Origin of the sequence: Mycobacterium cookii, assembly GCF_010727945.1 — a bacterium.
Lineage (GTDB): Bacteria > Actinomycetota > Actinomycetes > Mycobacteriales > Mycobacteriaceae > Mycobacterium > Mycobacterium cookii.
In genome coordinates, this window is the sequence record NZ_AP022569.1 from 3,339,802 (window position 1) to 3,364,990 (window position 25,189).

The 25,189-nt window shown below is 67.1% G+C and carries 31 protein-coding genes and 3 tRNA genes; 17 read left to right on the plus strand and 17 right to left on the minus strand.

Going from position 1 to position 25,189, the window contains the following annotated elements:
- Positions 1 to 59 precede the first annotated feature (59 nt).
- From G6N27_RS15670 to G6N27_RS15680, 3 genes are read right to left on the minus strand one after another with little or no spacing between them, the layout of a single operon-like run.
- Entirely contained in the window at positions 60 to 422 is a 363-nt protein-coding gene (locus G6N27_RS15670; RefSeq protein ID WP_163777311.1) for a DUF4226 domain-containing protein, read from the minus strand.
- Between the two features lie 44 nt (positions 423 to 466).
- Positions 467 to 1,273 (minus strand): C40 family peptidase, encoded by an 807-nt coding sequence (locus tag G6N27_RS15675; RefSeq protein WP_163777313.1) that lies wholly within the window; start codon positions 1,271 to 1,273, stop codon positions 467 to 469.
- Positions 1,270 to 2,028 carry a helix-turn-helix domain-containing protein gene (locus tag G6N27_RS15680; protein WP_163777315.1) on the minus strand — a complete coding sequence of 253 codons (759 nt, stop codon included), beginning with the start codon at positions 2,026 to 2,028 and terminating at the stop codon, positions 1,270 to 1,272. Before G6N27_RS15680 ends, G6N27_RS15675 begins: the two co-directional genes overlap by 4 nt.
- A gap of 140 nt (positions 2,029 to 2,168) precedes the next feature.
- On the opposite strand from G6N27_RS15680, the gene G6N27_RS15685 reads away from it, so the two are divergent.
- The 4 genes from G6N27_RS15685 to G6N27_RS15695 all read left to right on the plus strand — a co-directional run bounded on the left by G6N27_RS15685 (position 2,169) and on the right by G6N27_RS15695 (position 4,475).
- A complete protein-coding gene (locus tag G6N27_RS15685) occupies positions 2,169 to 2,576 on the plus strand; it encodes a WhiB family transcriptional regulator (RefSeq protein ID WP_163777317.1) in 408 nt (135 codons plus the stop codon).
- A 65-nt stretch (positions 2,577 to 2,641) separates the two neighbouring features.
- Positions 2,642 to 4,024, plus strand: a complete 1,383-nt coding sequence (locus G6N27_RS15690) for an acyl-CoA dehydrogenase family protein (RefSeq protein ID WP_163777319.1) — start codon at positions 2,642 to 2,644, stop codon at positions 4,022 to 4,024.
- Between the two features lie 6 nt (positions 4,025 to 4,030).
- A complete protein-coding gene (locus G6N27_RS25535) occupies positions 4,031 to 4,156 on the plus strand; it encodes a hypothetical protein (RefSeq protein WP_269474212.1) in 126 nt (41 codons plus the stop codon).
- Complete coding sequence (locus tag G6N27_RS15695) at positions 4,143 to 4,475, plus strand: GNAT family N-acetyltransferase (RefSeq protein ID WP_163777321.1); 333 nt, start codon at positions 4,143 to 4,145, stop codon at positions 4,473 to 4,475. The genes G6N27_RS25535 and G6N27_RS15695 overlap by 14 nt, the downstream gene beginning before the upstream one ends.
- Here the strand turns inward: G6N27_RS15695 and G6N27_RS15700 are convergent.
- The 7 genes from G6N27_RS15700 to G6N27_RS15730 all read right to left on the minus strand — a co-directional run bounded on the left by G6N27_RS15700 (position 4,472) and on the right by G6N27_RS15730 (position 8,312).
- Entirely contained in the window at positions 4,472 to 5,353 is an 882-nt protein-coding gene (locus G6N27_RS15700; protein WP_163777323.1) for a TIGR03854 family LLM class F420-dependent oxidoreductase, read from the minus strand. The genes G6N27_RS15695 and G6N27_RS15700 overlap by 4 nt on opposite strands.
- 49 nt (positions 5,354 to 5,402) lie before the next feature.
- The gene (locus G6N27_RS15705; RefSeq protein WP_163777325.1) at positions 5,403 to 5,789 is read right to left on the minus strand and encodes a type II toxin-antitoxin system death-on-curing family toxin; all 387 of its coding nucleotides are present in this window, start codon (positions 5,787 to 5,789) and stop codon (positions 5,403 to 5,405) included.
- A complete protein-coding gene (locus G6N27_RS15710; RefSeq protein ID WP_163777327.1) occupies positions 5,786 to 5,992 on the minus strand; it encodes a CopG family transcriptional regulator in 207 nt (68 codons plus the stop codon). The genes G6N27_RS15705 and G6N27_RS15710 overlap by 4 nt, the downstream gene beginning before the upstream one ends.
- Before the next feature lie 34 nt (positions 5,993 to 6,026).
- Complete coding sequence (locus G6N27_RS15715; protein WP_163777329.1) at positions 6,027 to 6,767, minus strand: SDR family NAD(P)-dependent oxidoreductase; 741 nt, start codon at positions 6,765 to 6,767, stop codon at positions 6,027 to 6,029.
- A 12-nt stretch (positions 6,768 to 6,779) separates the two neighbouring features.
- On the minus strand, positions 6,780 to 7,004 hold the full coding sequence (locus G6N27_RS15720; RefSeq protein WP_163777331.1) for a hypothetical protein: 225 nt from the start codon (positions 7,002 to 7,004) through the stop codon (positions 6,780 to 6,782).
- Between the two features lie 312 nt (positions 7,005 to 7,316).
- A complete protein-coding gene (locus tag G6N27_RS15725) occupies positions 7,317 to 7,685 on the minus strand; it encodes a carboxymuconolactone decarboxylase family protein (protein WP_163777333.1) in 369 nt (122 codons plus the stop codon).
- A 300-nt stretch (positions 7,686 to 7,985) separates the two neighbouring features.
- Positions 7,986 to 8,312 carry an ArsR/SmtB family transcription factor gene (locus tag G6N27_RS15730; RefSeq protein ID WP_232064599.1) on the minus strand — a complete coding sequence of 109 codons (327 nt, stop codon included), beginning with the start codon at positions 8,310 to 8,312 and terminating at the stop codon, positions 7,986 to 7,988.
- 203 nt (positions 8,313 to 8,515) lie between these two features.
- On the opposite strand from G6N27_RS15730, the gene G6N27_RS15735 reads away from it, so the two are divergent.
- Entirely contained in the window at positions 8,516 to 9,574 is a 1,059-nt protein-coding gene (locus G6N27_RS15735) for a sodium:calcium antiporter (protein WP_163777335.1), read from the plus strand.
- 49 nt (positions 9,575 to 9,623) lie between these two features.
- The gene (locus G6N27_RS15740) at positions 9,624 to 10,001 is read left to right on the plus strand and encodes a DUF732 domain-containing protein (protein WP_163777338.1); all 378 of its coding nucleotides are present in this window, start codon (positions 9,624 to 9,626) and stop codon (positions 9,999 to 10,001) included.
- Between the two features lie 32 nt (positions 10,002 to 10,033).
- Here G6N27_RS15740 and G6N27_RS15745 read toward each other — a convergent pair.
- Positions 10,034 to 10,116 (minus strand) — tRNA-Leu (locus G6N27_RS15745).
- Between the two features lie 223 nt (positions 10,117 to 10,339).
- Between G6N27_RS15745 and G6N27_RS15750 the strand changes: the two genes are divergently transcribed.
- The 7 genes from G6N27_RS15750 (at position 10,340) to pknB (ending at position 20,037) form a co-directional block, all read left to right on the plus strand.
- Positions 10,340 to 11,845, plus strand: a complete 1,506-nt coding sequence (locus G6N27_RS15750) for a DUF3662 and FHA domain-containing protein (protein WP_163777339.1) — start codon at positions 10,340 to 10,342, stop codon at positions 11,843 to 11,845.
- 114 nt (positions 11,846 to 11,959) lie between these two features.
- Positions 11,960 to 12,427, plus strand: a complete 468-nt coding sequence (locus tag G6N27_RS15755; RefSeq protein ID WP_163777341.1) for an FHA domain-containing protein FhaB/FipA — start codon at positions 11,960 to 11,962, stop codon at positions 12,425 to 12,427.
- Positions 12,428 to 12,535: 108 nt separating this feature from the next.
- Positions 12,536 to 13,978, plus strand: coding sequence for a PP2C family protein-serine/threonine phosphatase (locus tag G6N27_RS15760; protein WP_232064600.1), 1,443 nt, complete (start codon positions 12,536 to 12,538; stop codon positions 13,976 to 13,978).
- Entirely contained in the window at positions 13,975 to 15,384 is a 1,410-nt protein-coding gene (locus G6N27_RS15765) for an FtsW/RodA/SpoVE family cell cycle protein (RefSeq protein WP_163777343.1), read from the plus strand. Before G6N27_RS15760 ends, G6N27_RS15765 begins: the two co-directional genes overlap by 4 nt.
- Positions 15,381 to 16,856 (plus strand): D,D-transpeptidase PbpA, encoded by a 1,476-nt coding sequence (gene pbpA, locus G6N27_RS15770; RefSeq protein ID WP_163777345.1) that lies wholly within the window; start codon positions 15,381 to 15,383, stop codon positions 16,854 to 16,856. The genes G6N27_RS15765 and pbpA overlap by 4 nt, the downstream gene beginning before the upstream one ends.
- A complete protein-coding gene (locus G6N27_RS15775) occupies positions 16,853 to 18,160 on the plus strand; it encodes a protein kinase domain-containing protein (protein ID WP_163777347.1) in 1,308 nt (435 codons plus the stop codon). Before pbpA ends, G6N27_RS15775 begins: the two co-directional genes overlap by 4 nt.
- Positions 18,157 to 20,037, plus strand: coding sequence for a Stk1 family PASTA domain-containing Ser/Thr kinase (gene pknB / locus G6N27_RS15780; RefSeq protein ID WP_163781875.1), 1,881 nt, complete (start codon positions 18,157 to 18,159; stop codon positions 20,035 to 20,037). Before G6N27_RS15775 ends, pknB begins: the two co-directional genes overlap by 4 nt.
- Here pknB and G6N27_RS15785 read toward each other — a convergent pair.
- Complete coding sequence (locus G6N27_RS15785; protein WP_163777350.1) at positions 20,015 to 20,698, minus strand: aminodeoxychorismate/anthranilate synthase component II; 684 nt, start codon at positions 20,696 to 20,698, stop codon at positions 20,015 to 20,017. The two genes, pknB and G6N27_RS15785, sit on opposite strands and share 23 nt — an antisense overlap.
- Positions 20,699 to 20,718: 20 nt before the next feature.
- On the minus strand, positions 20,719 to 21,483 hold the full coding sequence (locus G6N27_RS15790; protein ID WP_163781877.1) for a DUF881 domain-containing protein: 765 nt from the start codon (positions 21,481 to 21,483) through the stop codon (positions 20,719 to 20,721).
- Between the two features lie 115 nt (positions 21,484 to 21,598).
- On the opposite strand from G6N27_RS15790, the gene crgA reads away from it, so the two are divergent.
- Both crgA and G6N27_RS15800 read left to right on the plus strand, forming a co-directional pair.
- Positions 21,599 to 21,880: a cell division protein CrgA gene (gene crgA, locus G6N27_RS15795; protein ID WP_163777351.1), complete on the plus strand. Its 282-nt coding sequence runs from the start codon at positions 21,599 to 21,601 to the stop codon at positions 21,878 to 21,880.
- A 153-nt stretch (positions 21,881 to 22,033) separates the two neighbouring features.
- On the plus strand, positions 22,034 to 22,450 hold the full coding sequence (locus G6N27_RS15800) for a PH domain-containing protein (protein ID WP_163777353.1): 417 nt from the start codon (positions 22,034 to 22,036) through the stop codon (positions 22,448 to 22,450).
- A 94-nt stretch (positions 22,451 to 22,544) separates the two neighbouring features.
- On the opposite strand, the gene G6N27_RS15805 is transcribed toward G6N27_RS15800, so the two are convergent.
- Positions 22,545 to 23,093, minus strand: coding sequence for a peptidylprolyl isomerase (locus G6N27_RS15805; protein ID WP_163777356.1), 549 nt, complete (start codon positions 23,091 to 23,093; stop codon positions 22,545 to 22,547).
- 97 nt (positions 23,094 to 23,190) lie between these two features.
- Between G6N27_RS15805 and cwsA the strand changes: the two genes are divergently transcribed.
- Complete coding sequence (cwsA, locus tag G6N27_RS15810; protein ID WP_163777358.1) at positions 23,191 to 23,616, plus strand: cell wall synthesis protein CwsA; 426 nt, start codon at positions 23,191 to 23,193, stop codon at positions 23,614 to 23,616.
- Positions 23,616 to 24,056 carry an SRPBCC family protein gene (locus tag G6N27_RS15815; protein WP_163777381.1) on the plus strand — a complete coding sequence of 147 codons (441 nt, stop codon included), beginning with the start codon at positions 23,616 to 23,618 and terminating at the stop codon, positions 24,054 to 24,056. Before cwsA ends, G6N27_RS15815 begins: the two co-directional genes overlap by 1 nt.
- Here the strand turns inward: G6N27_RS15815 and G6N27_RS15820 are convergent.
- The 3 genes from G6N27_RS15820 to G6N27_RS15830 form a co-directional block, all read right to left on the minus strand.
- A tRNA-Ala gene (locus G6N27_RS15820) sits at positions 24,047 to 24,119 on the minus strand. The two genes, G6N27_RS15815 and G6N27_RS15820, sit on opposite strands and share 10 nt — an antisense overlap.
- 139 nt (positions 24,120 to 24,258) lie before the next feature.
- A tRNA-Ile gene (locus tag G6N27_RS15825) sits at positions 24,259 to 24,332 on the minus strand.
- Positions 24,333 to 24,387: 55 nt separating this feature from the next.
- Positions 24,388 to 25,155 (minus strand): DUF3566 domain-containing protein, encoded by a 768-nt coding sequence (locus G6N27_RS15830; protein ID WP_163777384.1) that lies wholly within the window; start codon positions 25,153 to 25,155, stop codon positions 24,388 to 24,390.
- Positions 25,156 to 25,189 lie beyond the last annotated feature (34 nt).

Genomic DNA, 25,189 nt, shown 5'->3' on the forward strand with positions numbered 1-25,189 from the left:
GGGACAGTAGCGAGGCGCTGCGCGGTCGACAATTCACGGGTGTGTACAAGCCGAGGGTGTCAGTCGGCCGCTACGCCGTAGTGTTCGCCGAGCCCGTCCAGCACGGCCTTCTTCGCGGCGTCGAGCTCGTGGGCCTGCGCGACCACCGCCAAGATTTCGCGTTGCTTGGCGACCAGAAACTTCTGGAACTCGCGCGCACCGACCGCGGTGTCGATGCCCAAAGCCGCCTGATTGCTTACCGCGCCGTCGATCTCGGCGGCGATCGCGTCCAGGCGTCGGACGCCCTCAACGGTCGCCGCGTGCGCGCTGGCAAGTGCCCCGGTGAGGATGCGGTCGGCGTCGGCCGCCGCTGCGTGACGGGCGGACAGCGCGGTCTGCCGATCCCCTATCGCGTCGATCGACAACCCGCCCTGCCCCGTCATGGGTTGACCGTACTCACCGGGTTCGCGCTCGCCAACCATCACCGTCACCCCAGCGGGCGCCGGATCTGCACGCCGGCACCCAGCGGGCTGATCCGCACCGTCGCACCGGAATGCGGCGCTTCGACAACGAGGTTGTGACCGATGGCCAACTGCACATGCCCCGCGCTGGGAAAGACCAGATCACCGGGTCGGACCTGCGACCGTGGGACCGGGACACCGTCGTAGATCTGCTGATATGTGGTGCGGTCCAAATGAATTCCCGCGCGAGCGTACGACCACTGGGTCAGCCCGGAACAGTCGAACTGGTCCGGTCCGGTGGCCCCCCACACGTAGGGCCGGCCCAGCCGGGACAACGCGGCGCGCACGGCGATGCCGGCGCGGCTGCCCGGCATCGCATGGCCGAACATGCGATAGCTCACCGGATGCCACCGCGAGCGGTGCCGTCGGGCTTTGCGGCGGGCGGCCAGCACGTGCGCCTGCTGCGCGTGCAATCGCGCGACCCGGCGGCGGATCGCTTCGCGCTGCGCGATCGGATTGTCCGCGATCGCCGTGTCGGCGCGGGCCTCGTCGAGAACGCTCTTCGTCAGCGCGTGCGCGACGGCGTGGTCGCGCCGCGCCTCGGCGATGGTGGCCGTGATAGTGCCATCGGTCGCCGCCGCGGAGTGTAGAGCATCCCGGCTGCGGTCGACCATCGATTTATAAAGCTGCTGTCCCCCAGCACTATTGAGTGCTGCGGACCGCTGCAGTAGCGCGTCGTATCGCGGCGGGGGCGCATCCAGCGCCACGTCTGCGGGGCTGCCGGCGAACAGCTGGTGGGCGCGGCTCAGCGCCGCCACGTCACTTCCGCTCACTGTTGTTCTCCATCGGTCTGGTCGACGCGGTCGGCGAACGCCCGCACGCGGGGGAGGGCTCCCGGCGGGATGACGCCGGTGTTGCGGATGTCCCACATCTCCGCGACGGTCACCCCGAGCAAGGCAGCGATCACGGGTTCGGGTAGCGACGACTGTGCGCAGGCCTGATTGAAGCGAGCGCTCAGGCTCGTCGCCATGCGGTCCAGCAGCGCGCCGCGCGTTGCCTCCAGGGCTTCGAGCTGACGCATCAGCCGTGCTGCCGACGCCTCGTCCGCATTGATCGCCACCCGCCACGAGTTGGCGGCCAGCATCTCGACCTTCACGCACTGACTGATCACGGAAAGAATATACGTCTCATATTCGTTTGATGTCTCCGCAGGCAGTCGGGCTATCAATGAGTTCAGCGCGTCGAGATGGACCTCGGCGTGCTCCTCGAACATGTGGGTGTCGGTGTGCCGGTCTACGACGATCGGCCCGGTAATCCGTGGCGGCGGCTCGGGTGCGGAGCCTGCGGTCAGGCGCTCGAGTTCGGCGGCGGCGTCTGCGGCGACCACCAGTCGCGAGTACGTGCCGGGCGGCAGGCCGAGCCCGTTTTCTACCTTCTGAACTGTGCCTTTGTGCGGTTTGCGGGCTCCGCGCTCCAAGTAGCTGAGTCCCATGACGCTGACGCCGGTCGCCGAGGCGAAGTCCGCCAGGGACCAGTCGCGCGACTCACGCAATTCGCGGATCACCGCGCCGGCCGATTCACGGCTCACCGCAGCGCTCCGGCCATATCCGGATAGTACACAGCCGTATCCGTTCAACTGCGTATATATGTTTTTGTATCGTTTCTCTTGCCAATCGGGCGGTCGTCTGTATACGATTCCGCATACGTTTTGATCTGAGGAGGCGCACCATGGGGCACCCGTGCTCTGTCAACCCGGAATTGTGGTTCGGCTACGCCGACGACGACGGCGGCGACGGCGCTGCCAAGGCACGTGCATACGAGCAGTCCGCCACCGAGGCGCGGCTGCAGTGCCTGCGACGTTGCCCGCTGGCGCAACAGCGGCTGTGCGCGCGGTACGCGGTGGAGAACCGCGAGGAATACGGCGTGTGGGCGGGAATCAAGCTGCCCGGCGGGCAGTACCGCAAGCGCGAACAACTGGCCGCCGCCCATGACACGCTGCGCCGGATAGCCGCGGGGGAGATCAGCCCTCGGCAACTGCCGGACAACGCCGCCTTGCTGGCGCGCCGCGAAGGCGACGCCGCACCCGTGACCGCCACGGTGTTCCACCTGCCCGTACGCCCGCGGTCGGCCGCCTGACTCTTGCCGGTGGGTTGAATCACCCGACACCGGGTAATAACGAGGTCAACCGAAAGGGAGGCCGCGTGACTTTCGACCTGACGCCGACGGCTGCACAGCACGACCTTGCCCGGCGCGCCCACGAGTTCGCCGAGTCGATGATCCGGCCGGTGGCACTGGACTTCGACCAGAAGCAAGAGTTCCCGTGGCCGGTGCTCGAGGAGGCCGCCCAGCGCGGCTTCTACAGCCCGCTGTTCTACCGCGATCTGATCGGCGATCCGACCGGGTTGTCGCTGCCGATGTTCATGGAAGAGCTGTTCTGGGGTTGCGCCGGAATCGGTTTGGCCATCGTGATGCCGGCGCTGGCGCTGTCGGCGATCGGGCAGGCCGCGTCTCCCGAGCAGATGCTGGAGTGGGCGCCGCAATGCTTCGGGACTCCGGGTGACCTCAAGCTCGCGGCGCTGGCCATCTCCGAGCCCGAGGGCGGCAGCGACGTCCGCAACCTGCGGACCACGGCCCGTCGCGACGGCAGCGACTGGGTCATCGACGGCCACAAAATGTGGATCGGAAACGGCGGGATCGCCGACGTGCATGTGGTCAACGCCGTCGTCGACGAGGAGCTCGGGCACCGCGGGCAGGCGTTGTTCATCGTCCCGGGCGGCACCCCAGGGCTGGAGCTGGTGCGCAAGCTCGACAAACTCGGCTGCCGGGCCTCGCACACCGCCGAGCTCAAGTTCAACGGAGTCCGGGTTCCGGCGGAGAACTTGTTGGGCGGACAGGAGAAGCTCGAGCACAAACTCGAGAAGGCCCGCGAAGTAGTCGCCGGGGGAAAGCGTTCCGGCTCAGCCACATTGGGCACCTTCGAGCAGACCCGCCCGATGGTGGCCGCCCAGGCGATCGGCATCGCCCGCGCGGCGTTGGAATACGCCACCACCTATGCCACCCAGCGCGAGGCGTTCGGCGGGCCGATCATCGACAACCAGGGCATCGCGTTCCCGCTCGCCGAGATCGCCACTCAGATCGACGCGGCCCGGCTGCTGACCTGGCGGGCATCGTGGATGGCCGCGCAGGGGATCGCGTTCGAGCGCGGCGAAGGCTCGATGTCGAAGATGGCCGCCAGCGAGGTCGCGGTGCGCGCCACCGAGCGGGCCATTCAGACGCTCGGCGGCTGGGGCTACATCAACGACCACCCTGTGGAGAAGTGGTATCGAGATGCCAAGCTGTACACCATCTTTGAAGGTACCAGCGAGATCCAGCGCATCGTCATCGCCAGCGCGCTGGGTGCCAACGAAGGCGCTCCGCCGCTGCACGTCGAGCTCGAGCCGTCCGGTGGCCCGCTGAACCGGGTGTTCGGCCGCGGCACGCTGCTGCGCGGGCGGGTGGCCGACGCGGCACTTGCCGCCAAGGACCGGGTTCCCGCTCCGCTGATGCGGGTTGCTATGCAGGTGTTGCGGCCGCCGCGAAAATGAGTAGTTATGGCTACCGCCGACGACGATGACGCCGGTGAAACCGGCGTTGAGGAGTGGCGCAAATGGCTACCGCCGACGACGATGACGCCGGTGAAACCGGCGTTGAGGAGTGGCGCAAATGAGTACCGATAAAACCGGCGCTGAAGCGACCGTCACGGCCGAGGACGGTAAGTACACCATCGCCGTCGACGGCGAGACGGTCGGCCTGGCCGCCGTTGCCGACAGGGGTGAGCAGCGGGTTTTCTATCACACCGAGGTCGACGAACGCTTCGGCGGACGCGGGCTGGCCACCATCCTCATCCACGAGGCCTTGGAGGCCACCCGCGCCGATGGCAAGCGAGTCGTCGCGGTCTGCCCGACGGTGGCCGTGTTCATCAAGAAGCACCCCGAGTTCCGCGACATCACCGATCCGGTCCGGCCGGACGTCCTGCAGTGGGTCGAGACGCTCTAGTTCTGCCGATGGCTCAGCTCGGCGACGAACCGGTCGATGAACTTGTCCACCGGCGCTGTACCCGCTTGCCGGATAACGAATTTCGTCAAGCCGGCCTCCAGATAGCCGTCGAGCTGGCGATGCAGCTGACCCCAGTCGGCGGCGATCAGCTCCGCGGGATCGACGTCTGGACGACGTTTGCGAACTGCCGCCGCCAACTCGTCGGGCAGGTCGCCGTCGCCGACCGCCAACGAGATGCCGAAGTGATCGGGTTCGATTGCCCGGCCGGCTTCCTCGGCCGCCCGCTCGATCGCCTCGCGGCCCGCGCCTGCCTCGGCGGGCGTCAGAAAACTGCCCAGCCAACCGTCGGCCAGTGCACCGATCCGCCGAAACGCCGCCGGGGCCGAGCCGCCCAGCCAGATGTCCAGCGGGGGAGTGGGTCTCGGCATCACCGCCGCGGCGGTCACCGTGAAGTAGCGACCGTGGTAGCTCGCCGACTCGTCGACCAGCGCCGCACGCAGCACCCGCAGCGACTCGTCGAACACCGCCGCGCGCTCGCCGTCGGGAACCGTGAACACCTCACGCTCGGCCGGAATCGCCGAGCGCAGCCCGAACACCGGCAGCACCCGCTTGGGTGCGACGGCGGCCAGCGATGCCAACTGCTTGGCCACCAGCACCGGATGGCGGCCCGGCAGCACGGCGACCGAGGTGCCGACCTTGAGGTGCTCGGTGCGGGCGAGCGCGTACGCCATGCCGACGACCGGATCGATCGCGGGGGAGTAGACCAGTTCGGAGAACCACAGCGAGTCGACCCCGCTGCTCTCCAAGTGGTCGACGACGCCGGCCAGCTCGCCGGGTGGTGAGTTGAAGCCCAGGCTGATGCCGAAGCGAACCTTCACTCGCGTCTCCCTCTACGTTGTCGTTCCTATCGCAACGTGCGCGTCTGACTCAGCCTTCCCGGTGGCTCCACGTTCGTAGTTGTCCGGCGATTCCGTCGAGGTCGGACATCGCGCCGGTTGCGACCTGGATGACGAGGTTGAACCGGTCGTCTTCCGGACCGGTGATCCAGTGGTCATTGATGGCCAGAAACGTCCTGCAGGCAGTCCAGGCGAGTCGTTTGTTTCCGTCGATCAGGGCGTGATTACGGGCGAGGGAGTGCAGCAACGCAGCGGCCTTACGGTGCAGATCCGGGTACGCGTCTTGCCCGAACACCGACGCCCGCGGCCTCGCCAGAGCTGATTCCAGCAAGCCATAGTCCCCGACTGCGACGTCGTCGCCGACGGCCGCCGCGCGGGCGATCTCGAGCAGGTCGTCGAGATCCAGATACTCGGTCATGCGTCCTTGAGGCGCTCCAGAACCCGGGCCTCTTCACGCACCACGCGCTGCAGGGCGTCGGCGACTTTGGCGGTGTGCGCGCGGCGGGCGATGTACTCATCGATGGCCGACAACGCGACGGCTTGCATCGACCGGCCCTCGTCGGCGGCTTGCCGGCGCAACGCTTCTGCCTGCTCGTCGCTGGGCCGCAGAGTCATTCCCATCATGCAAGATGATACCAAAGTGATACCACAGGCACTATCCGGCGCCCTTGCCGTTGTCGACGCGGTAGACGGCGCCGTGCACGGCGGCCGCGGCGTCGCTGGCGAGAAACGCGATCACCTGCGCGACGTCGACGGGCTGCATCATGCCCCGGGGGGAGGCCGTGCGCAGAATCAGGTCGTAGTTCGGGTTGTCCGGCGGGCTGAACTGCTCGATCTGCGGGGTGAGCATGCCGCCCGGGCAGACCGCGTTGACCCGTAGGCGATCGGCGGTGTACTCGACGGCCAGCGCGCGAGTGAGGCCGACGAGCCCGTGCTTGGCCGCGCAATAGCCGGCCGAATACGCCTGGCCTTCGACGCCGGCGATCGAACTGACGTTGACGATGTTGCCGCCGCGCGCCAGCAGATGCGGCAGTGCGGCGCGGATCAGGGAGAACGGCCCGCTCAGGTTGACTGCGAGGTCTTGCGCCCAGTCGTCGTCGCTCATCGACTCGGTTCGGCGCATCTGGTGTCGGCCCGCGACGTTGACCAGGACGTCGAGCCCGCCGAAATCGCGGACACACTGCTCGACCGCGCCCCGGCAGGCTTGCGGCGACGAGACGTCGACCGACGCGTACTCGCCACCGTCCACGTCGGAGAACACCTCGACCAGCCGTCCGGCGTCACGACCGATACCGAAAACCGTTGCGCCCTTGCGGGAGAACAGTCTGGCCGTTTCAGCCCCGAGGCCCGACGAAGCGCCGGTCACCAGTGCGACCTTGCCGTGCAATGCAGCCATGTGATCCGTTCTCTAGGTGCGCGCCCGCTCAACGAGGGCCGCCGCGAGCGTGGCCATCGGGCTGCGCCGAACCCGGCGGGCCGTCAACGCCACTAGAAGGTCGAACGCCGCCCTGCTCAGCGCAATGCGGCTCGTTCGCTGTTTCCAGGTTGGCGGCGCCACGGCCTGGCGCCGGCCCATGTAATAGCCCAACCCGGCTGCCATCAACAGAGCGGCGACTCCGGCCAGGACCGTCATGCTGATCAGCGTCGTCGATCACCATGACAACGCGGTCACACGCGAGACACACATCGGCCAATACCTGGTCGCTACCGGCGGCCGATCCTCACGAGGCGCGCTTGCTTTTTCCGGGGCGAGACGACCCATGGCGTCTGGCCGGTTACTGCTCGGCCAGGCCGTCGCCAGCGCGAGCCTCGAGCACGATTGCGTTGTCGTTGATCGCGGATTCGAAATCGGTTGCAGTGAAATTCTTTACGGATACCGTAGTGCTCTTCCGTCGACGATAAGTAAGTGACGGCGTGTCTGGTCTGAGTTGCCGCAATCGGGGTCCTATTGCGCGTCGCCAGCAGCGGCATCGGCGAATTCGCAGAATGCGGTGTAGGCACGGGCACCGTAGATGGTGGCGGGACCACCGTGCATCAGAATGCTGACGCCGATGGCTTCGGCGGCCTCCTGCTTGGACGCGCCGGCGCGAGCCGCTCCGCGAGCATGCGATGCGATACATCCATCACATCCGGCGACGACGCCGATGACCATCGCGATCAGCTCTTTGTATTTCTTGTCCATAGCGCCCGAAGCGAATGCGGCGTTGCTCATCTCCCCGAATCCCCGGTACACGTCAGGGATCATCTGCCGCAAGTCCCGGTGCTGTGGATTGAGGTCGTTGAGGACATCGTGGTAGTGGCCATGTGTAGTCATGCTCTATACAATGGGTATACCCCAGCGGGTATTCCAGATCGGGCGCGATGCGCGAGGAGTAACTAGCACCACCGGTCTGTCCACCAAGCTCGACACCACGTTGGTATCGACTCGTTGTCGTCGCGCGCGCAGCACAATTCGGCGCCCAGGCTGTTGCGCGATGGTGCGGATGGCTTCAGGCACGGACCGGTCGGCGGCGGTAGCAATGACGGTGCAGCCGGCGCGGGCGTAGCCCATGTAATAGCCCATCCCGGCAGCCATCAACCGTCACGGTGATCGGCATCGGCCAACACGGCCGGCTCAACGATTCAGCGGCGGGTCCGGTGCGAGGCCGCCGTCGGGCGCGACGTGGGCGAAGATCTGCTGGATCAATGTCAGGACGTGCGGGTCGTCGACCGTGTAGATGTGGCGCCGTCCCTCACGGCGGGCGCTGATCAGGCCGGCCAGACGCAACTTGGTCAGATGCTGGCTCATCGTTGCCACCCCGAGACCGGTGCGCTCGGCCAGCGCCGTGACGTCGAGGCTGTCCTGGGCGGCCAGCCACAATACATGCAGGCGGGCCGCATTGCTCAGCAACGCGAATGTGCTGGCTGCAGAATCGAGTTGCGGCCTGGTCGGCTCAGGCAATGGGCCCTCGATTCGAGGTTTCGGTCAGCCGATCTTTTTGTTGCGCCATAGCGGCATCCATTCTGGCGTGTTCCCCACGTCACACTTCGCTCAATCGAAACATTTTAACATTTGCGAAACTATCGAAATAAGTGCAGCATGTTCTGCGGTCGTAGCGAGCGATTCACCATTCGCTCCCGCGAAGTGAGAAGGGTGGGACTCACATGGCGCACATCGTGATCCTGATCGCCTGCGCGGTCGCGATCTATCTCTCCTGCGAGTGGTTCGTCAACGCCGTGGAATGGCTCGGGCGGCGACTCAACCTTGGCTCGATGGCCGTCGGCACCGTGCTGGCCGCCTTCGGGACAGCACTCCCAGAATCGGTGGTCACCCTCGTCGCAGTCACCACCGGCCCTACCGCCGAGGTCCGCAATATCGGCGTCGGCGCGGCAATGGGCGGTCCCTTGGTGCTGGCAACCGTCGCTTACGGGGTGACCGGCGCCATGCTCCTGCTGCGACGCCGCGAGAAGGTCTTGGTCGGCGTCGGGGCCGCACTCCTCGTCGAACGCTCCGTGGTCGAGGCCGACGCCCAGGACCCGGCCTGGGCGACGACGTCTCAGATCGAGCGGCTCGCTCGCGACCAACGCTGGTTCATGGCCGTGTTCGTCGTCAAGGTCGCGCTGGGTCTGGTGGCCTTTGCGCTGAAGCCGTGGCTGGGGTTGTGGTTCTTCGCGGCCTACGCCATCTACGTCTGGCGCGAGATTCGCGGCGGGCAGGCCTGTGACGCCGACGAAGAACTCGAGCCGCTCAAGCTGCAACGACGCGCCGCCCGGCCGGCCACTGTGGCCGTGCTGACCCAGCTACTGGGTGCGTTGGCGGTCATCTTCGTGTCCTCACAACTGTTCGTCCACCAACTTGACGCCATCGGTCCGATGCTCGGACTGTCGGGCGCGGTGACCGCGCTGCTGTTGTCCCCGATTGCTACCGAATTGCCCGAGATCATGAACGCGATCATCTGGGTCCGGCAGGGCAAAACCCAACTCGCGCTTGCCAATATCTCGGGCGCGATGATGATTCAAGCCACCGTCCCCAGCGGGCTGGGCCTGCTGTTCACCGACTGGCGGCTCGACCACGCCCTGCTGTGGTCCGCTGCGATCACCATCGTCGCCATCGCCTACCTGCTGACCACGATTCGCGACCGCAAACTCACGCCGACGCGGCTTGCCTTCAGCGCGCTGCTCTACCTCGTCTTCGCCGCCGGCCTCGTCCTCATCTTGACCTGATCAGACAACGCAGCACCCAACAACTACTCATCGCAGATCGGAGGCTGATATGACAACCCACTTCGCACAGGCACCCACCACGGTCGTTGCACGAGAACGGCATTCGTCCAGCCCTCCGCGATCGCTACTGGCCGGGCTTGTCCTGGCAGTCGCACTGCTCGGCGTGGTGGCCGAGGCCATTCCCACCGCTCACGCGGACGCAGACGACAGCAACTTCGTGAACGCCCTGACCTCGAAGGGCATCACCTACGGGTCGCCGCAAGCCGCGCTCTCCGCCGCCCACGAGGTCTGCAGCGAACTCGACCAGGGGCGGCAGGCAAGCGACGTCGCGAACGACGTAATGACGCGGAGCAGCCTCGACGGCTACCACGCGGGGTTTTTCGTCGGAGTCAGCATCGCCGCAATGTGCCCCCGGCACAGCCGGTAGAAGCTGCCGGCGGCCGATTCCACTCAATTCTGTGGGCGAAGGGGGACTTGAACCCCCACGTCCCGAAGGACACTGGCACCTGAAGCCAGCGCGTCTGCCATTCCGCCACTCGCCCTAAACAACCGGTGGAGCCTATCACTGTGCTGGCCGCCGTCCCCAACCGTGCCGACGCCCATCGAGCCCCCGCCCTGAATGGAATCGGCGCGATTCTCAGAGTTCTGTAGGTGCCGCTGCGCTGTGCTGGGCCGATAGCATTCTGGGGTACGACACGCGTGCCGCGACACGCCGGAGAACCGTCCGCCGTGCAGCCGAGAAACCGAAGGACTGAGCGTTTGAACATGGGCAGCCAGAAAGGGCTAGTTCAACGCATCGAGCGCAAACTCGAAGTGTCCGTCGGCGATGCGTTCGCCCGAATGTTCGGCGGATCGATCGTTGCCCAAGAGCTCGAAACGATGCTGCGCCGTGAAGCCGCCGAGGGAATTCGCCCGATCACCGGCAATCGCCTTTTGGCTCCCAACGAATACATCATTACCCTCGGTATGCACGACTACCAGAAAGTGGGCGCCGACCCGGACCTCACTTCGGACGCTTTCGCCAAGCAGTTGGCGGGATACATCGGCGAACAGGGGTGGCAAACATATGGTGACGTGGTCGTCCGGTTCGAGCAGTCGGCGAACCTGCACACCGGCCAGCTCCGCACCCGCGGTGCTGTCAACCCCGATGTCGAGCCCCGGCGAACAGCCGGCGAGCTCGCCCCGCCACAATCAGACCGTGCGTTCAGCGCAGAACCAGGAGTACCAGCGATGACCGAGAATTCGAGCTACCGCGGCGGCCCGGGGCAGGGCCGGCCCGGCGACGACTACTACGACGATCCCTACGCGCCGCCGCAGGACGACCCGCACGCGGCGCCCGAGGCGCGTAGTCCGTATCCGCCGGAGCCGGGCGGCTATCCCGAGCAAGGCGGCTACGACCAGCGCGGCGGCTACCCCGAGCAAGGCGGCTACGACCAGCGCGGCGGCTACCCCGAGCAAGGCGGCTACGACCAGCGCGGCGGCTACCCCGAGCAAGGCGGCTACGACCAGCGCGGCGGCTACCCCGAGCAAGGCGGCTACGACCAGCGCGGCGGCTACCCCGACCAACGTGGCGGCTACCCCGAGCAAGGCGGCTACGACCGACCCGCCTACCCCGACCAGCGCGGTGGCGGCCAAGGCTACGACCCGGGCTACCGCCAGGGCGGCTACGGCCAGCCGGGCGGCCAGGGTTATGGCGAATACGGCGAATACGGCCGCGGCCCGGCCCGCCCCGACGAGGGCGGCTACGGCGCGCCCGAGCAACGCGGCTACGACCAGGGCGGCTACCCCGACCAGGGCTACGGCCGGCAGGACTACGGGCAGCAACCCGACTACGGCCGTTACGGTGAGGCCCCCGCGCAGAACTACGCGGCGCCGGCCGCCGGCGGATACGCCGAGCCCGGCCGCGGCGGCGACTACGACTACGGCCAGCCCGCCGAGGCGGGCTACGGCGGCGGCTACGGACAGGGCGGCTACCCGTCGGGCGGCTCCGCTGTCACTCTGCAGCTCGACGACGGCAGCGGGCGCACGTACCAGTTGCGGGAGGGTGCCAACGTCATCGGCCGCGGCCAGGACGCGCAATTCCGGCTGCCGGACACCGGTGTCTCGCGCCGGCACCTGGAGATCCGGTGGGACGGTCACGTCGCGCTGCTGTCCGACCTGAACTCGACCAACGGCACCACCGTCAACAACGCGCCGGTGCAGGAATGGCAGTTGGCCGACGGCGACGTGATCCGGCTCGGACACTCGGAGATCGTCGTCCACATCCATTGAGCCCGTAGGTCGCCAAGCGTTCAGCTTCACCACGCGTTGACCGCCGTCCAAGTATCGTGACGTAGCTAGATCCGGGCACGTGGCCCGTGGCAGCAGGACCGAAAGGGACGCCAGATGCAGGGACTACTACTGCAGCTGACGCGTGCCGGCTTCCTGATGCTGCTGTGGTTGTTCATCTGGTCGGTGTTGCGAATCCTGCGCACTGACATCTACGCGCCGACCGGTGCGGTCATGGTGCGACGCGGATTGACGTTGCGCGGGACGCTGCTGCCGTCGCGGGAACGGCGCAGCGAAGCGCGCTATCTCGTTGTGACCGAAGGGGCGTTGGTCGGTGCACGTATCACGCTCAGCGGCCAGCCGGTGCTGATCGGGCGCGCCGACGACTCCACGTTGGTCCTGACCGACGACTATGCGTCGACGCGGCACGCGCGGCTCTCGCAGCGAGGCACGGAATGGTACGTCGAGGATCTAGGATCGACCAACGGCACATACCTTGACAGGGCGAAGGTGACGACGGCGGTACGGGTTCCCATTGGCACGCCGGTGAGTATCGGCAAAACGGTGATCGAGTTGCGCCCGTGACCCGCGCTAACGACGATGATGCCGGCGTAGCCGGGATCGAGGAGTTGCGCCCGTGACCCGCGCTAACGACGATGATGCCGGCGTAGCCGGGATCGAGGAGTTGCGCCCGTGACTTTGGTTATGCGCTATGCGGCGCGCAGCGATGTCGGCTTGGTGCGATCCAACAACGAAGACTCAGTCTATGCCGGTGCGCGATTGCTGGCGCTGGCCGACGGGATGGGTGGCCACGCCGCCGGTGAAGTGGCTTCGCAGTTGGTCATTGCCGCATTGGCCCACCTGGACGACGACGAGCCCGGCGGCGACCTGCTGGCCAAGCTCGAGTCCGCGGTGCACTCCGGCAACTCGGCCATCGCCGCGCAGGTCGAGATGGAGCCCGACCTTGAGGGGATGGGCACCACGCTGACCGCAATCCTGTTCGCGGGCAACCGGATTGGGATGGTGCACATCGGCGACTCGCGGGGCTATCTGCTGCGCGACGGCGAGCTGACGCAGATCACCAAAGACGACACGTTCGTCCAGACGTTGGTCGACGAAGGGCGGATCACCAAGGAAGAGGCGCACAGCCACCCGCAGCGGTCGCTGATCATGCGCGCGCTGACGGGCCACGAGGTCGAGCCGACCCTGACGATGCGGGAGGTCCGGCTCGGCGATCGCTACCTGCTGTGCTCCGACGGGCTCTCCGACCCAGTAAGCGACGAGACCATCCAGGACGCGCTGAAAATTCCTGACGTCACCGAAAGTGCCGACCGGCTCATCGAATTGGCGTTGCGCGGCGGCGGACCCGACAACGTCACCGTGGTGGTCGCCGACGTCGTCGACAACGACTACGGGCCCACCCAGCCGATCATCGCCGGCGCGGTCTCCGGCGACTCTGATGGGCAAGACCAGATGACCCGGCCCAGCACCGCTGCGAGCCGGGCCTCGGCGCTGACGCCGCGCAAAGAGGTCACCAAACGCGTTGTGCCGCAGTTCGAAACACCTCCGCCGCCGCAGCGGTCGCGGCGACGGATCCTGATCGGCGTCACCCTCGCCATCCTGTTGGTGCTCGCGGCGCTGGCCGTCGGCCGGACCGTCGTGCGCAGTTACTACTACGTCGCCGGCTTCAACGGCGCGGTGTCGATCATGCAGGGCATCCAGGTGTCGATCCTGGGCATGCCGTTGCACCAACCGTTCTCGCAGGGTTGTCTGAACAGCCGCAACCAGTTGTCGGTCATCCGCTACGGGCAGACCGCCAGCGGTTGCCAGCTGATGAAGCTGTCCGATCTGGCCGAGTCCGCACGCGCGCAGGTGGCCGCCGGGCTGCCGGCCGGCACACTCGACCAGGCCGACGCGCAGCTGCGCCGACTGGCCGCCGAATCGTTGTTGCCGCTGTGCCCGCTGGCCCGCGCCCAATCGCCGCCCACCGCGACACCGACCCCCGGACCGACTGCGGAGACCTCGGTTTCCGAAGAGCCGCAGGCAAGCTCGTCACCGACGTCCACCGCGCCGACTGTCACCGCACTCTCCCCGCCGCCGCCCCAGCCGGGAACCACCTGCCGGACTCCGGAATGACCACGCAGCCGCAGGCACCGGTCACCGTCACGCCTCCGTTGCCCAACCGGCGTAATGCCGAGTTGTTGCTGCTGGGGTTCGCCACGGTGATCACCGCGGCTGCTTTTGCCATCGTGCAGGCCAATCAGGAACGCAGCGTCGGCTGGGCTCTGCTCGACTACACGGCGGGATTTCTGGCAGTGTTCGGTGTCGCGCATCTGGCCATCAGACGCTATGCGCCGTACGCGGATCCGCTGCTGCTGCCGATCGTGGCGCTGCTCAACGGGTTGGGCCTGGTGATGATTCATCGCCTCGACCTCGACGAGCGGCTCGCCGAGGGGAGTGGCCGCGCGGTCACCAATCCGCAGATTCTGTGGACGCTGGTCGGCGTCGGCGCCTTCTCCTTCGTGGTGATCGCGTTGAAAGACCATCGACAACTTGCGCGGTACGGATACGTCTGCGGGCTGACCGGACTGGTCTTCCTGGCGATACCGGCGCTGCTGCCGCGGTCGCTGTCCGAGCAGAACGGCGCGAAGATCTGGATTCGGTTGCCGGGCTTCTCGATTCAGCCCGCCGAGTTCTCCAAGATCCTGCTGCTGATTTTTTTCGCCGCAGTGTTGGTGGCCAAACGCGGCCTGTTCACCAGCGCGGGCAAGCATGTGCTCGGCATGGATCTGCCGCGGCCGCGTGACCTTGCCCCACTGCTGGGCGCCTGGGTGGCCTCGATCGGCGTGATGGTCTTCGAAAAAGATTTGGGCACTTCGCTTTTGCTGTACGCGTCGTTCTTGGTGGTGGTGTACCTGGCGACTCAGCGGTTCAGCTGGGTGGTCATCGGGTTGGTGCTGTTCACGCTGGGAAGCATTGCGGCGTACCATATTTTCGACCACCTGCGGGTCCGCGTACAGACCTGGCTCGACCCGTTCGCCGACCCCGACGGTGCCGGCTATCAGATTGTGCAGTCGCTGTTCAGCTTCGCCACCGGAGGCGTCTTCGGCACCGGCCTGGGCAACGGGCAACCGGACACCGTGCCCGCCGCGGCGACCGACTTCATCACCGCCGCGTTCGGCGAGGAGCTTGGATTAGTTGGGCTGGCAGGCATTCTCATGCTGTACACCATTGTGATCGTGCGCGGGATGCGCACCGCGATCGCGGTGCGTGACAGCTTCGGCAAACTGCTGGCCGCGGGTCTGGCGTCCACGCTGGCCATCCAGTTGTTCATCGTGGTCGGCGGCGTCACCAATCTCATTCCGCTGACCGGTCTGACCACGCCGTGGATGTCCTACGGTGGCTCGTCGTTGCTGGCGAACTATGTGCTGCTGGCGATCCTGGTGCGCATCTCGCATGCGGCCCGCCGCCCGTTCCGGCCCCGATCGGGTAACACCGCACCGATCGCGACGACGAACACCGAGGTGATCGAGCGGGTATGAACACCTCCCTGCGTCGCATTTCGATGAGCGTGATGGCGCTGATCGTGCTGCTGCTGCTCAACGCCACCCTCACCCAGGTCTTCACCGCCGACGGGCTGCGGTCCGACCCGCGCAACCAACGGGTGCTGCTCGACGAGTACTCCCGGCAGCGCGGCCAGATCACCGCGAGCGGCCAGTTGCTGGCCTACTCGGTGGCCACCGATAGCCGGTTCCGTTTCCTGCGGGTGTATCCCAACGCCGCGGTGTACGCCCCGATCACCGGCTTCTATTCGCTGCGCTATTCCAGCTCCGGCCTGGAGCGGGCCGAGGATCCGCTGCTCAACGGATCCGATCAGCGGCTGTTCGGCCGCCGGCTGGCCGACTTCTTCACCGGCCGCGATCCCCGCGGCGGCACTGTGGACACCACCATCAGCCCGCGTATCCAGCAGGCCGGCTGGGATGCGATGCAGCAGGGGTGCAACGGGCCGTGCCGCGGCGCGGTCGTGGCACTGGAACCGTCGACCGGAAAGATCCTGGCGATGGTGTCCTCGCCGTCCTACGACGTCAACCTGCTCGCGTCGCACGACCCCGAACAGCAGGCACAGACCTGGCAGCGACTGCGCGACGACCCGCGCTCGCCGCTGACCAACCGCGCGCTGTCCGAGACCTATCCGCCCGGGTCGACGTTCAAGGTGATCACCACCGCGGCGGCGTTGCAGAACGGCGCCACCGAGGACGACGAGTTGACCGCCGCGGCGAAGTTCGCGCTGCCGGACAGCACCGCCAGCCTGGAGAACTATGGCGGCGCCCCCTGCGTCGACGCAGAAACCGTCACGCTGCGCGAGGCGTTCGCACGGTCGTGCAACACCGCCTTCGTCCAGTTGGGCATGCTCACCGGCGCCGACGCGCTGCGCAGCGCCGCACGGTCGTTCGGCCTGGACACGGTGCCCGATCCGACCCCGCTGCAGGTCGCCGAATCCACCGTCGGCCCGATTCCCGACGCCGCGGCGCTGGGCATGACGAGCATCGGGCAGAAGGATGTGGCGCTGACCCCGCTGGAGAATGCTGTCATTGCCGCTACCATCGCCAATGCCGGCATCACGATGCAGCCCTACCTGGTCGACAGCCTGCAGGGTCCCGACTTGGCGAACATCAGCACCACCGCGCCGCGCCAACAACGCCGTGCGGTGTCCCCGCAGGTCGCGGCTAAGCTAACTGAGTTGATGGTCGGCGCCGAGAACGTCACACAGCAGAAAGGGGCGATCCCCGGCGTGCAGATCGCATCCAAGACTGGTACCGCAGAGCACGGCACCGACCCGCGCCATACTCCGCCGCACGCGTGGTACATCGCGTTTGCGCCCGCGCAGTCCCCGAAAGTGGCCGTGGCCGTGCTCGTGGAGGATGGCGCCGATCGACTGTCCGCGACAGGCGGTGCGCTGGCCGCACCGATCGGGCGCGCCGTCATCGAGGCCGCGCTGCAGGGAGGACCATGAGCCCGCGAGTAGGTGTGACGCTGTCTGGCCGCTACCGCCTGCAGCGCCTGATTGCCACCGGCGGCATGGGGCAGGTCTGGGAGGCCGTCGACAGCAGGCTGGGTCGGCGCGTCGCGGTCAAGGTGCTCAAGCAGGAGTTCTCCCAGGACCCCGAGTTCATCGAACGGTTCCGCGCCGAGGCGCGTACCACCGCGATGCTCAACCATCCCGGCATCGCCAGCGTCCACGACTACGGCGAGACGCAAATGGACGGCGAGGGCCGCACCGCTTATCTGGTGATGGAGTTGGTCAACGGCGAGCCGCTCAACTCGGTGCTCAAACGCACCGGCCGGCTGTCGCTGCGGCACACCCTGGACATGCTCGAGCAGACCGGCCGCGCGCTGCAGGTCGCGCACGCCGCCGGTTTGGTTCACCGTGACGTGAAGCCAGGCAACATCCTCATCACCCCGACCGGTCAGGTGAAGATCACCGACTTCGGCATCGCCAAGGCGGTCGACGCCGCCCCGGTGACCCAGACCGGCATGGTGATGGGCACCGCGCAGTACATCGCGCCCGAACAGGCCCTGGGCCACGACGCGTCTCCGGCCAGCGATGTCTACGCATTGGGAGTGGTTGGCTACGAGGCAGTTTCGGGCAAGCGTCCGTTCACCGGCGACGGCGCGTTGACGGTCGCGATGAAGCACATCAAAGAACCCCCGCCGCCGCTGCCGTCCGATCTGCCGCCCAATGTGCGCGAGCTGATCGAGATCACCCTGGTCAAGAATCCCGGCGCGCGGTACCGCAGCGGGGGACCGTTCGCCGACGCCGTCGCCGCGGTGCGGGCCGGTCGTCGGCCGCCGCGACCCAGCGGAGCGCCCGCGAGCGGGCGCGCCACCCCAGCGGCCATTCCGTCAGGTCCGCCGACGCGGGCCGCAGCCGCCGCCACCACCCGCGCACCCGCGGCCAGGCGCTCCCGGCCTACCACCGGTGGACACCGCACGCCGCCGCCCCGCCGCACCTTTTCCTCCGGGCAGCGGGCGCTGCTGTGGGCGGCCGGCGTTCTCGGGGTGTTGGCGATCATCATCGCCGTCGTGATCGTGATGGACCACAAAAGCAATTCCCAGCAGCAATCGCCCGCACCGACCGTGACCGACACCGGAAGCCCTCCCAGCAAGTCGGAATCGGCTCCGGCGCATCCAACTAATTGGACGAATCGGGGGTCCTCGGGTCATCCTGGAGGGCAATGCACGCTGCCCACACCCAGGCGGGCGTCCGCGCTGACGATCTATTGCGCGCCGATGCCCCGACACGAGACACCACGATGACCACCCCGCAGCACCTGTCCGACCGCTACGAACTGGGCGAAATTCTGGGCTTCGGCGGCATGTCCGAAGTCCACCTGGCCCGGGATGTCCGCCTGCACCGGGACGTGGCGGTCAAGGTGCTGCGAGCCGACCTGGCTCGTGACCCGAGTTTCTATCTGCGGTTCCGGCGCGAGGCGCAGAACGCCGCCGCACTCAATCACCCGGCGATCGTCGCGGTCTACGACACCGGCGAAGCCGAAACTACCGCCGGCCCGCTGCCCTACATCGTCATGGAATACGTCAACGGTGTGACGCTGCGCGACATCGTCCACGGTGACGGGCCGATGCCGCCCACCCGGGCCATCGAGATCATCGCCGACGCCTGCCAGGCGCTGAACTTCTCGCACCAGCACGGCATCATCCACCGTGACGTCAAGCCGGCCAACATCATGATCAGCAGCACCAACGCGGTCAAGGTGATGGACTTCGGTATCGCGCGGGCGCTCTCCGACAGCGGCAACAGCGTCACCCAGACCGCCGCGGTAATCGGTACCGCACAATACCTTTCGCCCGAGCAGGCCCGCGGCGACACCGTCGATGCCCGCTCCGATGTCTACTCTCTGGGCTGCGTACTCTACGAAATCCTTACCGGCGAGCCACCTTTCGTCGGCGACTCACCGGTCGCGGTGGCCTATCAGCATGTCCGGGAAGACCCGGTTCCGCCGTCGCGCCGGCACGAGGGCATCTCCGCGGACCTCGACGCCGTCGTGCTCAAGGCGCTGGCCAAGAATCCCGAGAACCGCTACCAGACCGCCGCCGAGATGCGCACCGATCTGGTCCGGGTGCACAACGGGGAGCCGCCGGAGGCGCCGAAGATTCTCACCGACGCCGACCGTTCGTCGCTGATGGCCGCGCCGCATTCGCACGACTCCACCGGTACGCAGACCGATGCGCTGCCGCGCCAGCAACTCGACTTCATCCGCGAACGAAGCCCCGGCTCGATCAGCCGCTGGGTGATCGCGGTGGCGGCGCTGGCGGTGTTGACGGTGGTGGTCACCCTCGTGATCAACACCTTCGGCGGCGGCATGCGCAACGTCCAGGTTCCTGACGTGCGTAACCAGGCGTCGGCCGACGCGATCGCCGCATTGCAGAACCACGGCTTCAAAACCCGCACGTTGCAGAAGCCCGACTCGACCGTCCTGCCCGACCACGTCATCGGCACCGACCCGGGTGCCAACTCCAAAGTCGGCGCCGGCGAACTCATCACCGTCAACGTGTCCACTGGCCCCGAGCAGCGCGAGGTGCCGGACGTGTCGTCGCTGAGCTACGCCTCGGCGGTCAAGAAGCTCAAGTCCGCCGGGTTCGGCCGCTTCAAACAGGTCAACTCGCCGTCCACGCCGGAGATGAAAGACCGCGTCATCGGCACCAACCCGCCCGCCAACCAGACGTCGGCGATCACCAACGAGATCGCCGTGATCGTCGGTTCCGGCCCGTCCAGCAAGCAGGTGCCCGATGTCGCCGGACAGACCGCCGATGAGGCTCAGAAGAACTTGACGGTCTACGGATTCTCCAAGTTCGCTCAGGCCGCGCTGGACAGCCCCCGTCCGGCCGGGTCCGTCATCGGCACCAATCCGCCTGCCGGAGCCAACGTTCCGGTCGACACCGTGATCGAGTTGCAGGTGTCCAAGGGCAACCAGTTCGTGATGCCGGACGTCACCGGAATGTTCTGGACCGACGCCGAGCCGCGACTGCGCGCGCTGGGCTGGACCGGTGGGCTGGACCGGGGCGCCGACGTCGACGCCGGCGGCTCGCAACACAACCGCGTGGTGTTCCAGAGCCCGTCGGCCGGTCAGGGCGCAAACAAAGACGGCAGCATCACGCTGAAGTTCGGTCAATAGCCGAGTCGTAGCCACGCACTGCGGACAGGCTGTCGGCGACCTCGGTCTCTAGCCGGTGCACCAGCGCCTCGTCGCGAGGCTGGCCACAGTCGGCCAGCCAGTTGGCCAGCATCCGGTGACCGCCCTCGGTGAGGATCGACTCCGGGTGGAACTGCACGCCGTGGATCGGCAAGTCCCGGTGCCGCACGCCCATGATCACGCCGCTGCTGGTGTGGGCAGTGACCTCCAACTCGGCGGGCAACGTCTCGGGCAGGATGGTCAGCGAGTGATACCGGGTCGCGGTGAACGGGTCTGGAAGTCCTTGCAGCACACCGGTATTGGTGTGGAACACGCTGCTGGTCTTACCGTGCAGAAGTTCGGGGGCCCGATCGACCGTCCCGCCGAACGCCACCCCGATGGCCTGATGTCCGAGGCATACGCCGAGCAGCGGGGTGCGTGACTCCGCGCAGGCCCGCACCAGATCGATCGACGCTCCGGCACGCTCCGGGGTGCCCGGGCCGGGGCTGAGCAGGATCCCGTCGACCTCGTCGGCGACGGCGGCCGCGTCGGACAACCGGTCGTCGTCGTTACGCCACACCTGCGCCGCCACGCCTAACTGGCCGAGGTACTGCACCAGGTTGAAGACGAAGCTGTCGTAGTTGTCGACGACCAAGATCTGCATCGTCACAGGTTACCGGTGCTTTAGTAGCTGATGGGACCGGCGGGCTGGGCGGAATGCATCCGCACCGGTCCGGTGAAGCCGGCGACGCGGACATCGGACCGCACCTGCTCGGAATAGCCCAGGCCGAAGCGGACCACGTACTGCTTGTAGAGCACCACCAGGGGAGCGGCGGCCAACGATGCCTGCATGGCGGTGGCATCCCCGATCGCGGTGACGGTGTAGGGCGGACTGTACGTTCGCCCGTTCAGCAGCAGCGTATTGCCCACACAGCGCGGTGCCGAGGTGGCAATGATGCGCTGATCCTGTAGCTGGATCGCCTCGGCGCCGGCGGTCCACAGCGCGTTGAGCACGGCTTGGATGTCCTGCTGATGCACGACGAGGTCGTCGGGCGAGGCGTCGCGCGGGAAGCGGCCGTTCGCGTCGCGCTGCGCATCGGTCAGCGTCGCCACCAGCCCGGGCCCGTGCACGGCATCCAGCCCCGCGTCGGCTCCCAACTCCGCGGACCGCCGCAGCATCGCCGCCAACGCAGCGTTCGCGGACCGACCGTGCGTCGAGTCGATGGTGGTGGCCAAGCGGTCCCGTTCGGCGTTCAACCGGCCGACCTCGGCCTGCTCGCCGCGCACGAGATCCACCAGCCGCGGCGCATCGCTGCGCCGGATCTCGCCGCCCCGGGACACCCCGTGGGTCGCTCCGAGCAGCAGCCCAGCCAGCAGACACACCACCGGAACGCCCACGCGCCACAGCGACGGGCGCGGTCCCTCCTCGGGGCGACGCCGTGCCGGCATCAACCGGGAGATCCGTATCGCCACTGGCTCTCCATTCCTCGCTGGTACGTGCGTTACGCTCGTCGTTGCACCTGCTGATGAATACCGTAATCGCCGAGGGATCCCCGAGTCAGACATGCCGAAATCCAAAGTCCGTAAGAAGAGCGACTTCACCGTCAGCGCGGTGAGCCGCACCCCGGTCAAGGTCAAGGCCGGCCCGTCGAGTGTGTGGTTCGTGGCGCTGTTCTGCGGCCTGATGCTGTTTGGTCTGGTCTGGCTGATGGTGTTCCAGTTGGCCGCCACCGGTACCGACGCCCCGTCGTTCCTCAATTGGATGGCCGAACTCGGGCCGTGGAACTACGCCGTCGCGTTTGCTTTCATGATCAGCGGCCTGTTGCTCACGATGCGGTGGCGGTAGTGGCGTCATCGCTCTATCGAGCCCGATTCCGGGACGCGGCATTGCTGGGCCGGCAACGACAGGGACGGTAGATCACACGCGTGTGATTCATCCCCATTGTGCATAGCGCTTGTGGATAACTCCATCGACAGTGGTAGACCCCTTAGGAAATCCATGCAGCAAACTCAGTGGGCGCCGCCTTCGGCCGGGATCGCAGCTTGCGGGCTTGTGGGCGTTGTGATGGCTATCTCATGTGTGACCGTCGTCACAGACACGCCCGGCCGGCTTTTGCTCGGCATCGCCGGGGTCGGATTGATCTTGTTTGCGGGAATTACCTGGCGCGCACGCCCAAAGCTGGCAATCACGCCCGACGGCCTGCTGGTCGGTGGGGTGCTGCGGTCGCATCTGCTGCGACGAGCCGACATCAAGATCATTCGGATCACCGAATTTCGGCGGATCGGACGCAAAACGCGTCTGCTCGAGGTCGACGCCGCCGGTGACCAGTTCTACATCTTCTCGCGCTGGGACCTCGGCACTGATCCGCTGGACGTGCTCGACGCGCTGACCGCTGCCGGCTACGCCGGGTCCTGAGTCGACGCGGTCGCGCGAACCGGACGCCAGGGTCGTGGATTGGCGAAGACGACAGCCCTGGCGTCTGTTTCGCGGCCGCTAAGCCGGGCAGCCGTCAGGAGATGGTGATCGACTCGATCACCACGGGCTCGGTCGGCCGGTCGCCCGGGCCGGTGGCGGTGGTGGCAATGGCGTCGACCACGTGCTGTGAGTCCGCGTCGGCGACCTCACCGAAGATGGTGTGCTTGCGGTTGAGGTGCGGGGTCTTGCCGACGGTGATGAAGAACTGTGAGCCGTTGGTGCCCGGGCCCGCGTTGGCCATCGCCAACAGGTAGGGCTTGTCGAACTGCAGCTCGGGATGGAACTCGTCGGCGAACTTGTAGCCCGGCCCGCCGCGCCCGGTCCCGGTGGGGTCGCCACCCTGGATCATGAAGCCGTTGATCACCCGGTGGAACACCGCGCCGTCGTAGAACGGGCCGGAGCTACCTCCGGAGGCGTTCTCGGTCGAATACTCCTTGGTGCCTTGGGCCAGGCCCACGAAGTTCGCCACGGTCTTGGGGGCGTGGTTTCCGAACAACGCGATCTTGATGTCGCCGCGGTTGGTGTGCAGCGTGGCAGTGGCAGTCTGAATCGGGCTGGTAGTCACGGGATCACAGTCTGCCATCACGGTCCGGCCCGCCGGACATCCGGTGCCCGAACACCGTGTGGCAGTCTGAAAGCTTCGGAGCACGGTCTTGCGGCAGGGCCGGGAAGGGCGAGAGATGAGCGCTGAGAACGACACCCGACTGACCCCCCGGCAGCGGCTGAACCGCGGCCTGGCGAACACCGCGGTCGGGCCGGTGGACGTGACCCGCGGGCTCGTCGGTCTCGGCGTGCACTCGGCGCAGAGCGGCGCCTCGAGCCTGCGCCGCCGCTACCGCGAGGGACAGCTGGCCCGCGATCTGCGCAACGCGCAGGAGGCGCTCGTGCAGGAGCTGGCCGCCGCCCAGGACGTTGTCAGCGGTCTGCCCGAAGCGCTGCAGCAGGCCCGGCGTTCGCGACGCCGCGGGCCGCGGCCCTGGGTACTCGTCGGTGCGGCCACGGTTGTCGTCGCCGGGGGAGCCGTCGCGTTCTCGATCGTCCGCCGCTCCCGGCAGCAGGAGCCGTCGCAGCTGCCGCCGAGCGTCGAGGTGGAACCGCGGATCTAGTGGCTGTCACCGAGTCGCGCGAGGTACTGATCGAGGCGACGCCGCAGCAGATCATGGACGTGCTGTTGGACCTCGATTCCCTGCCGTCATGGTCCTCGTCGCACAAAAAGGTCGAGGTCATCGAGCGCGACGAGCAGGGTCGGCCGACCAAGTCCAAACAAATCGTGAAGGTCGCCGGCATCAGCGATGAGCAGGAGCTGGACTACACCGTGCACGACGACGGTGTCAGCTGGACTCTGGCAAAGTCCAAGCAGCAACGCGGCCAGCAGGGCCGCTACACCTTCACCCCCGATGGCGATGCGACCCGGGTGCGGTTCGAGCTGACCGTCGACCTTGCTGTCCCGGTGCCCGGATTCCTGGTCAAGAGGGGCGCGAAGGGATTGATGGAAACCGCCACCACCGGCCTGCGCGAGCAGGTCCTCAAAGTGTGTGGAGCCTAGGAGATTCGAACTCCTGACATCTGCCTTGCAAAGGCAGCGCTCTACCAACTGAGCTAAGGCCCCTCGTGTCGACCAGTGCTCTGATCGGCGGCCACATGCCAGACCTCGACGCCGCGCCGAGACCGGACCACCACCGCCAGCACAGCGATCGCTGCCAGCGGTAACACCAGTCTCACGAAACGTCTTGGCGAACACATGGTTGTGGGCCTAGGAGGACTCGAACCTCCGACCTCTTCGTTATCAGCGAAGCGCTCTAACCGCCTGAGCTATAGGCCCGTACGCAGGTACGACCGAGCGAGATTACCGCACCGGGCGGCCTGCTCCCAAACCGCTAGTCGCGGTCGGCCAGCGTCACCTCGACACCGCCGATCAGGTCGGTCGTCAGGTTGTAGATGAACGCGCCGATGGTGGCCGCGGCGGTGAGCAAGACGATGTTCACCAGCCCGATCAGGAACGCGCCGCCGAAGATCGTCCCGGCCGACACCAGCTCGGCGCTGCCTCCGGTGTTGTTCAACAGATCCCCGACGTTGCTGTTGAGCTTGCTCCACACACCCATACCGCCGAGCACCAGATACAGGAACGCCACGGCGATCATCCAGACGAAGAACAACGCCACCGACAGAATCAGTGACACCTTCAAGGTGCTCCATGGATCGATGTGCCGGATCTGCATGCTGGCGCGCAGCGGGCCGACCGGGCGCGACGAAACCTGGGTCCGTACCCGCGACGTCGGCAGGTCCGCCGACTCGTCCACCGCCGGTTTGCGTTGTGCCGCACGGGGAATGGGCCCGGACAGGTCGGGCAACTCGCTGGGGTAGGCGTCGTTCTCCTCGGCCTCGGGTGCCGGCGACTTCGCCGGGCCCGGTGCCGCGGAGCCAGAGATGAACCGGTTCAACCGGGCCTCAGCGTTGGGGCTGGCTGCGGGCCGGGCAGCCGGCCGCGGTGCGGGCCCGTCCGCCTGACGCTTCGGTGGTTGCGACGGCCGGGGAGCGCTGCGCTTCCGCGGCGTCGCGGCGCTCTCAGCGGTCCGCTCGACCGAGCCGTTCCCGTTCGGGGTGTCGCCCGGGCCGGCGTAGCCCGGCTCGTTCGGTGAAGTCACCCTCAGCTCCTCACTGTGCATTCGGCCGCCGAGG

Bases quoted from the DNA above. Each gene is read 5' to 3' on its own strand.
- G6N27_RS15670 (WP_163777311.1), bottom strand. From the start codon at position 422: ATGACGGGGCAGGGCGGGTTGTCGATCGACGCGATAGGGGATCGGCAG.
- G6N27_RS15685 (WP_163777317.1), top strand. From the start codon at position 2,169: ATGGGGCACCCGTGCTCTGTCAACCCGGAATTGTGGTTCGGCTACGCC.
- G6N27_RS25535 (WP_269474212.1), top strand. From the start codon at position 4,031: ATGGCTACCGCCGACGACGATGACGCCGGTGAAACCGGCGTTGAGGAG.
- G6N27_RS15695 (WP_163777321.1), top strand. From the start codon at position 4,143: ATGAGTACCGATAAAACCGGCGCTGAAGCGACCGTCACGGCCGAGGAC.
- G6N27_RS15705 (WP_163777325.1), bottom strand. From the start codon at position 5,789: ATGACCGAGTATCTGGATCTCGACGACCTGCTCGAGATCGCCCGCGCG.
- G6N27_RS15710 (WP_163777327.1), bottom strand. From the start codon at position 5,992: ATGGGAATGACTCTGCGGCCCAGCGACGAGCAGGCAGAAGCGTTGCGC.
- G6N27_RS15715 (WP_163777329.1), bottom strand. From the start codon at position 6,767: ATGGCTGCATTGCACGGCAAGGTCGCACTGGTGACCGGCGCTTCGTCG.
- G6N27_RS15720 (WP_163777331.1), bottom strand. From the start codon at position 7,004: ATGACGGTCCTGGCCGGAGTCGCCGCTCTGTTGATGGCAGCCGGGTTG.
- G6N27_RS15725 (WP_163777333.1), bottom strand. From the start codon at position 7,685: ATGACTACACATGGCCACTACCACGATGTCCTCAACGACCTCAATCCA.
- G6N27_RS15735 (WP_163777335.1), top strand. From the start codon at position 8,516: ATGGCGCACATCGTGATCCTGATCGCCTGCGCGGTCGCGATCTATCTC.
- G6N27_RS15740 (WP_163777338.1), top strand. From the start codon at position 9,624: ATGACAACCCACTTCGCACAGGCACCCACCACGGTCGTTGCACGAGAA.
- G6N27_RS15750 (WP_163777339.1), top strand. From the start codon at position 10,340: ATGGGCAGCCAGAAAGGGCTAGTTCAACGCATCGAGCGCAAACTCGAA.
- G6N27_RS15755 (WP_163777341.1), top strand. From the start codon at position 11,960: ATGCAGGGACTACTACTGCAGCTGACGCGTGCCGGCTTCCTGATGCTG.
- G6N27_RS15765 (WP_163777343.1), top strand. From the start codon at position 13,975: ATGACCACGCAGCCGCAGGCACCGGTCACCGTCACGCCTCCGTTGCCC.
- pbpA (WP_163777345.1), top strand. From the start codon at position 15,381: ATGAACACCTCCCTGCGTCGCATTTCGATGAGCGTGATGGCGCTGATC.
- G6N27_RS15775 (WP_163777347.1), top strand. From the start codon at position 16,853: ATGAGCCCGCGAGTAGGTGTGACGCTGTCTGGCCGCTACCGCCTGCAG.
- pknB (WP_163781875.1), top strand. From the start codon at position 18,157: ATGACCACCCCGCAGCACCTGTCCGACCGCTACGAACTGGGCGAAATT.
- G6N27_RS15785 (WP_163777350.1), bottom strand. From the start codon at position 20,698: ATGCAGATCTTGGTCGTCGACAACTACGACAGCTTCGTCTTCAACCTG.
- G6N27_RS15790 (WP_163781877.1), bottom strand. From the start codon at position 21,483: ATGCCGGCACGGCGTCGCCCCGAGGAGGGACCGCGCCCGTCGCTGTGG.
- crgA (WP_163777351.1), top strand. From the start codon at position 21,599: ATGCCGAAATCCAAAGTCCGTAAGAAGAGCGACTTCACCGTCAGCGCG.
- G6N27_RS15800 (WP_163777353.1), top strand. From the start codon at position 22,034: ATGCAGCAAACTCAGTGGGCGCCGCCTTCGGCCGGGATCGCAGCTTGC.
- G6N27_RS15805 (WP_163777356.1), bottom strand. From the start codon at position 23,093: ATGGCAGACTGTGATCCCGTGACTACCAGCCCGATTCAGACTGCCACT.
- cwsA (WP_163777358.1), top strand. From the start codon at position 23,191: ATGAGCGCTGAGAACGACACCCGACTGACCCCCCGGCAGCGGCTGAAC.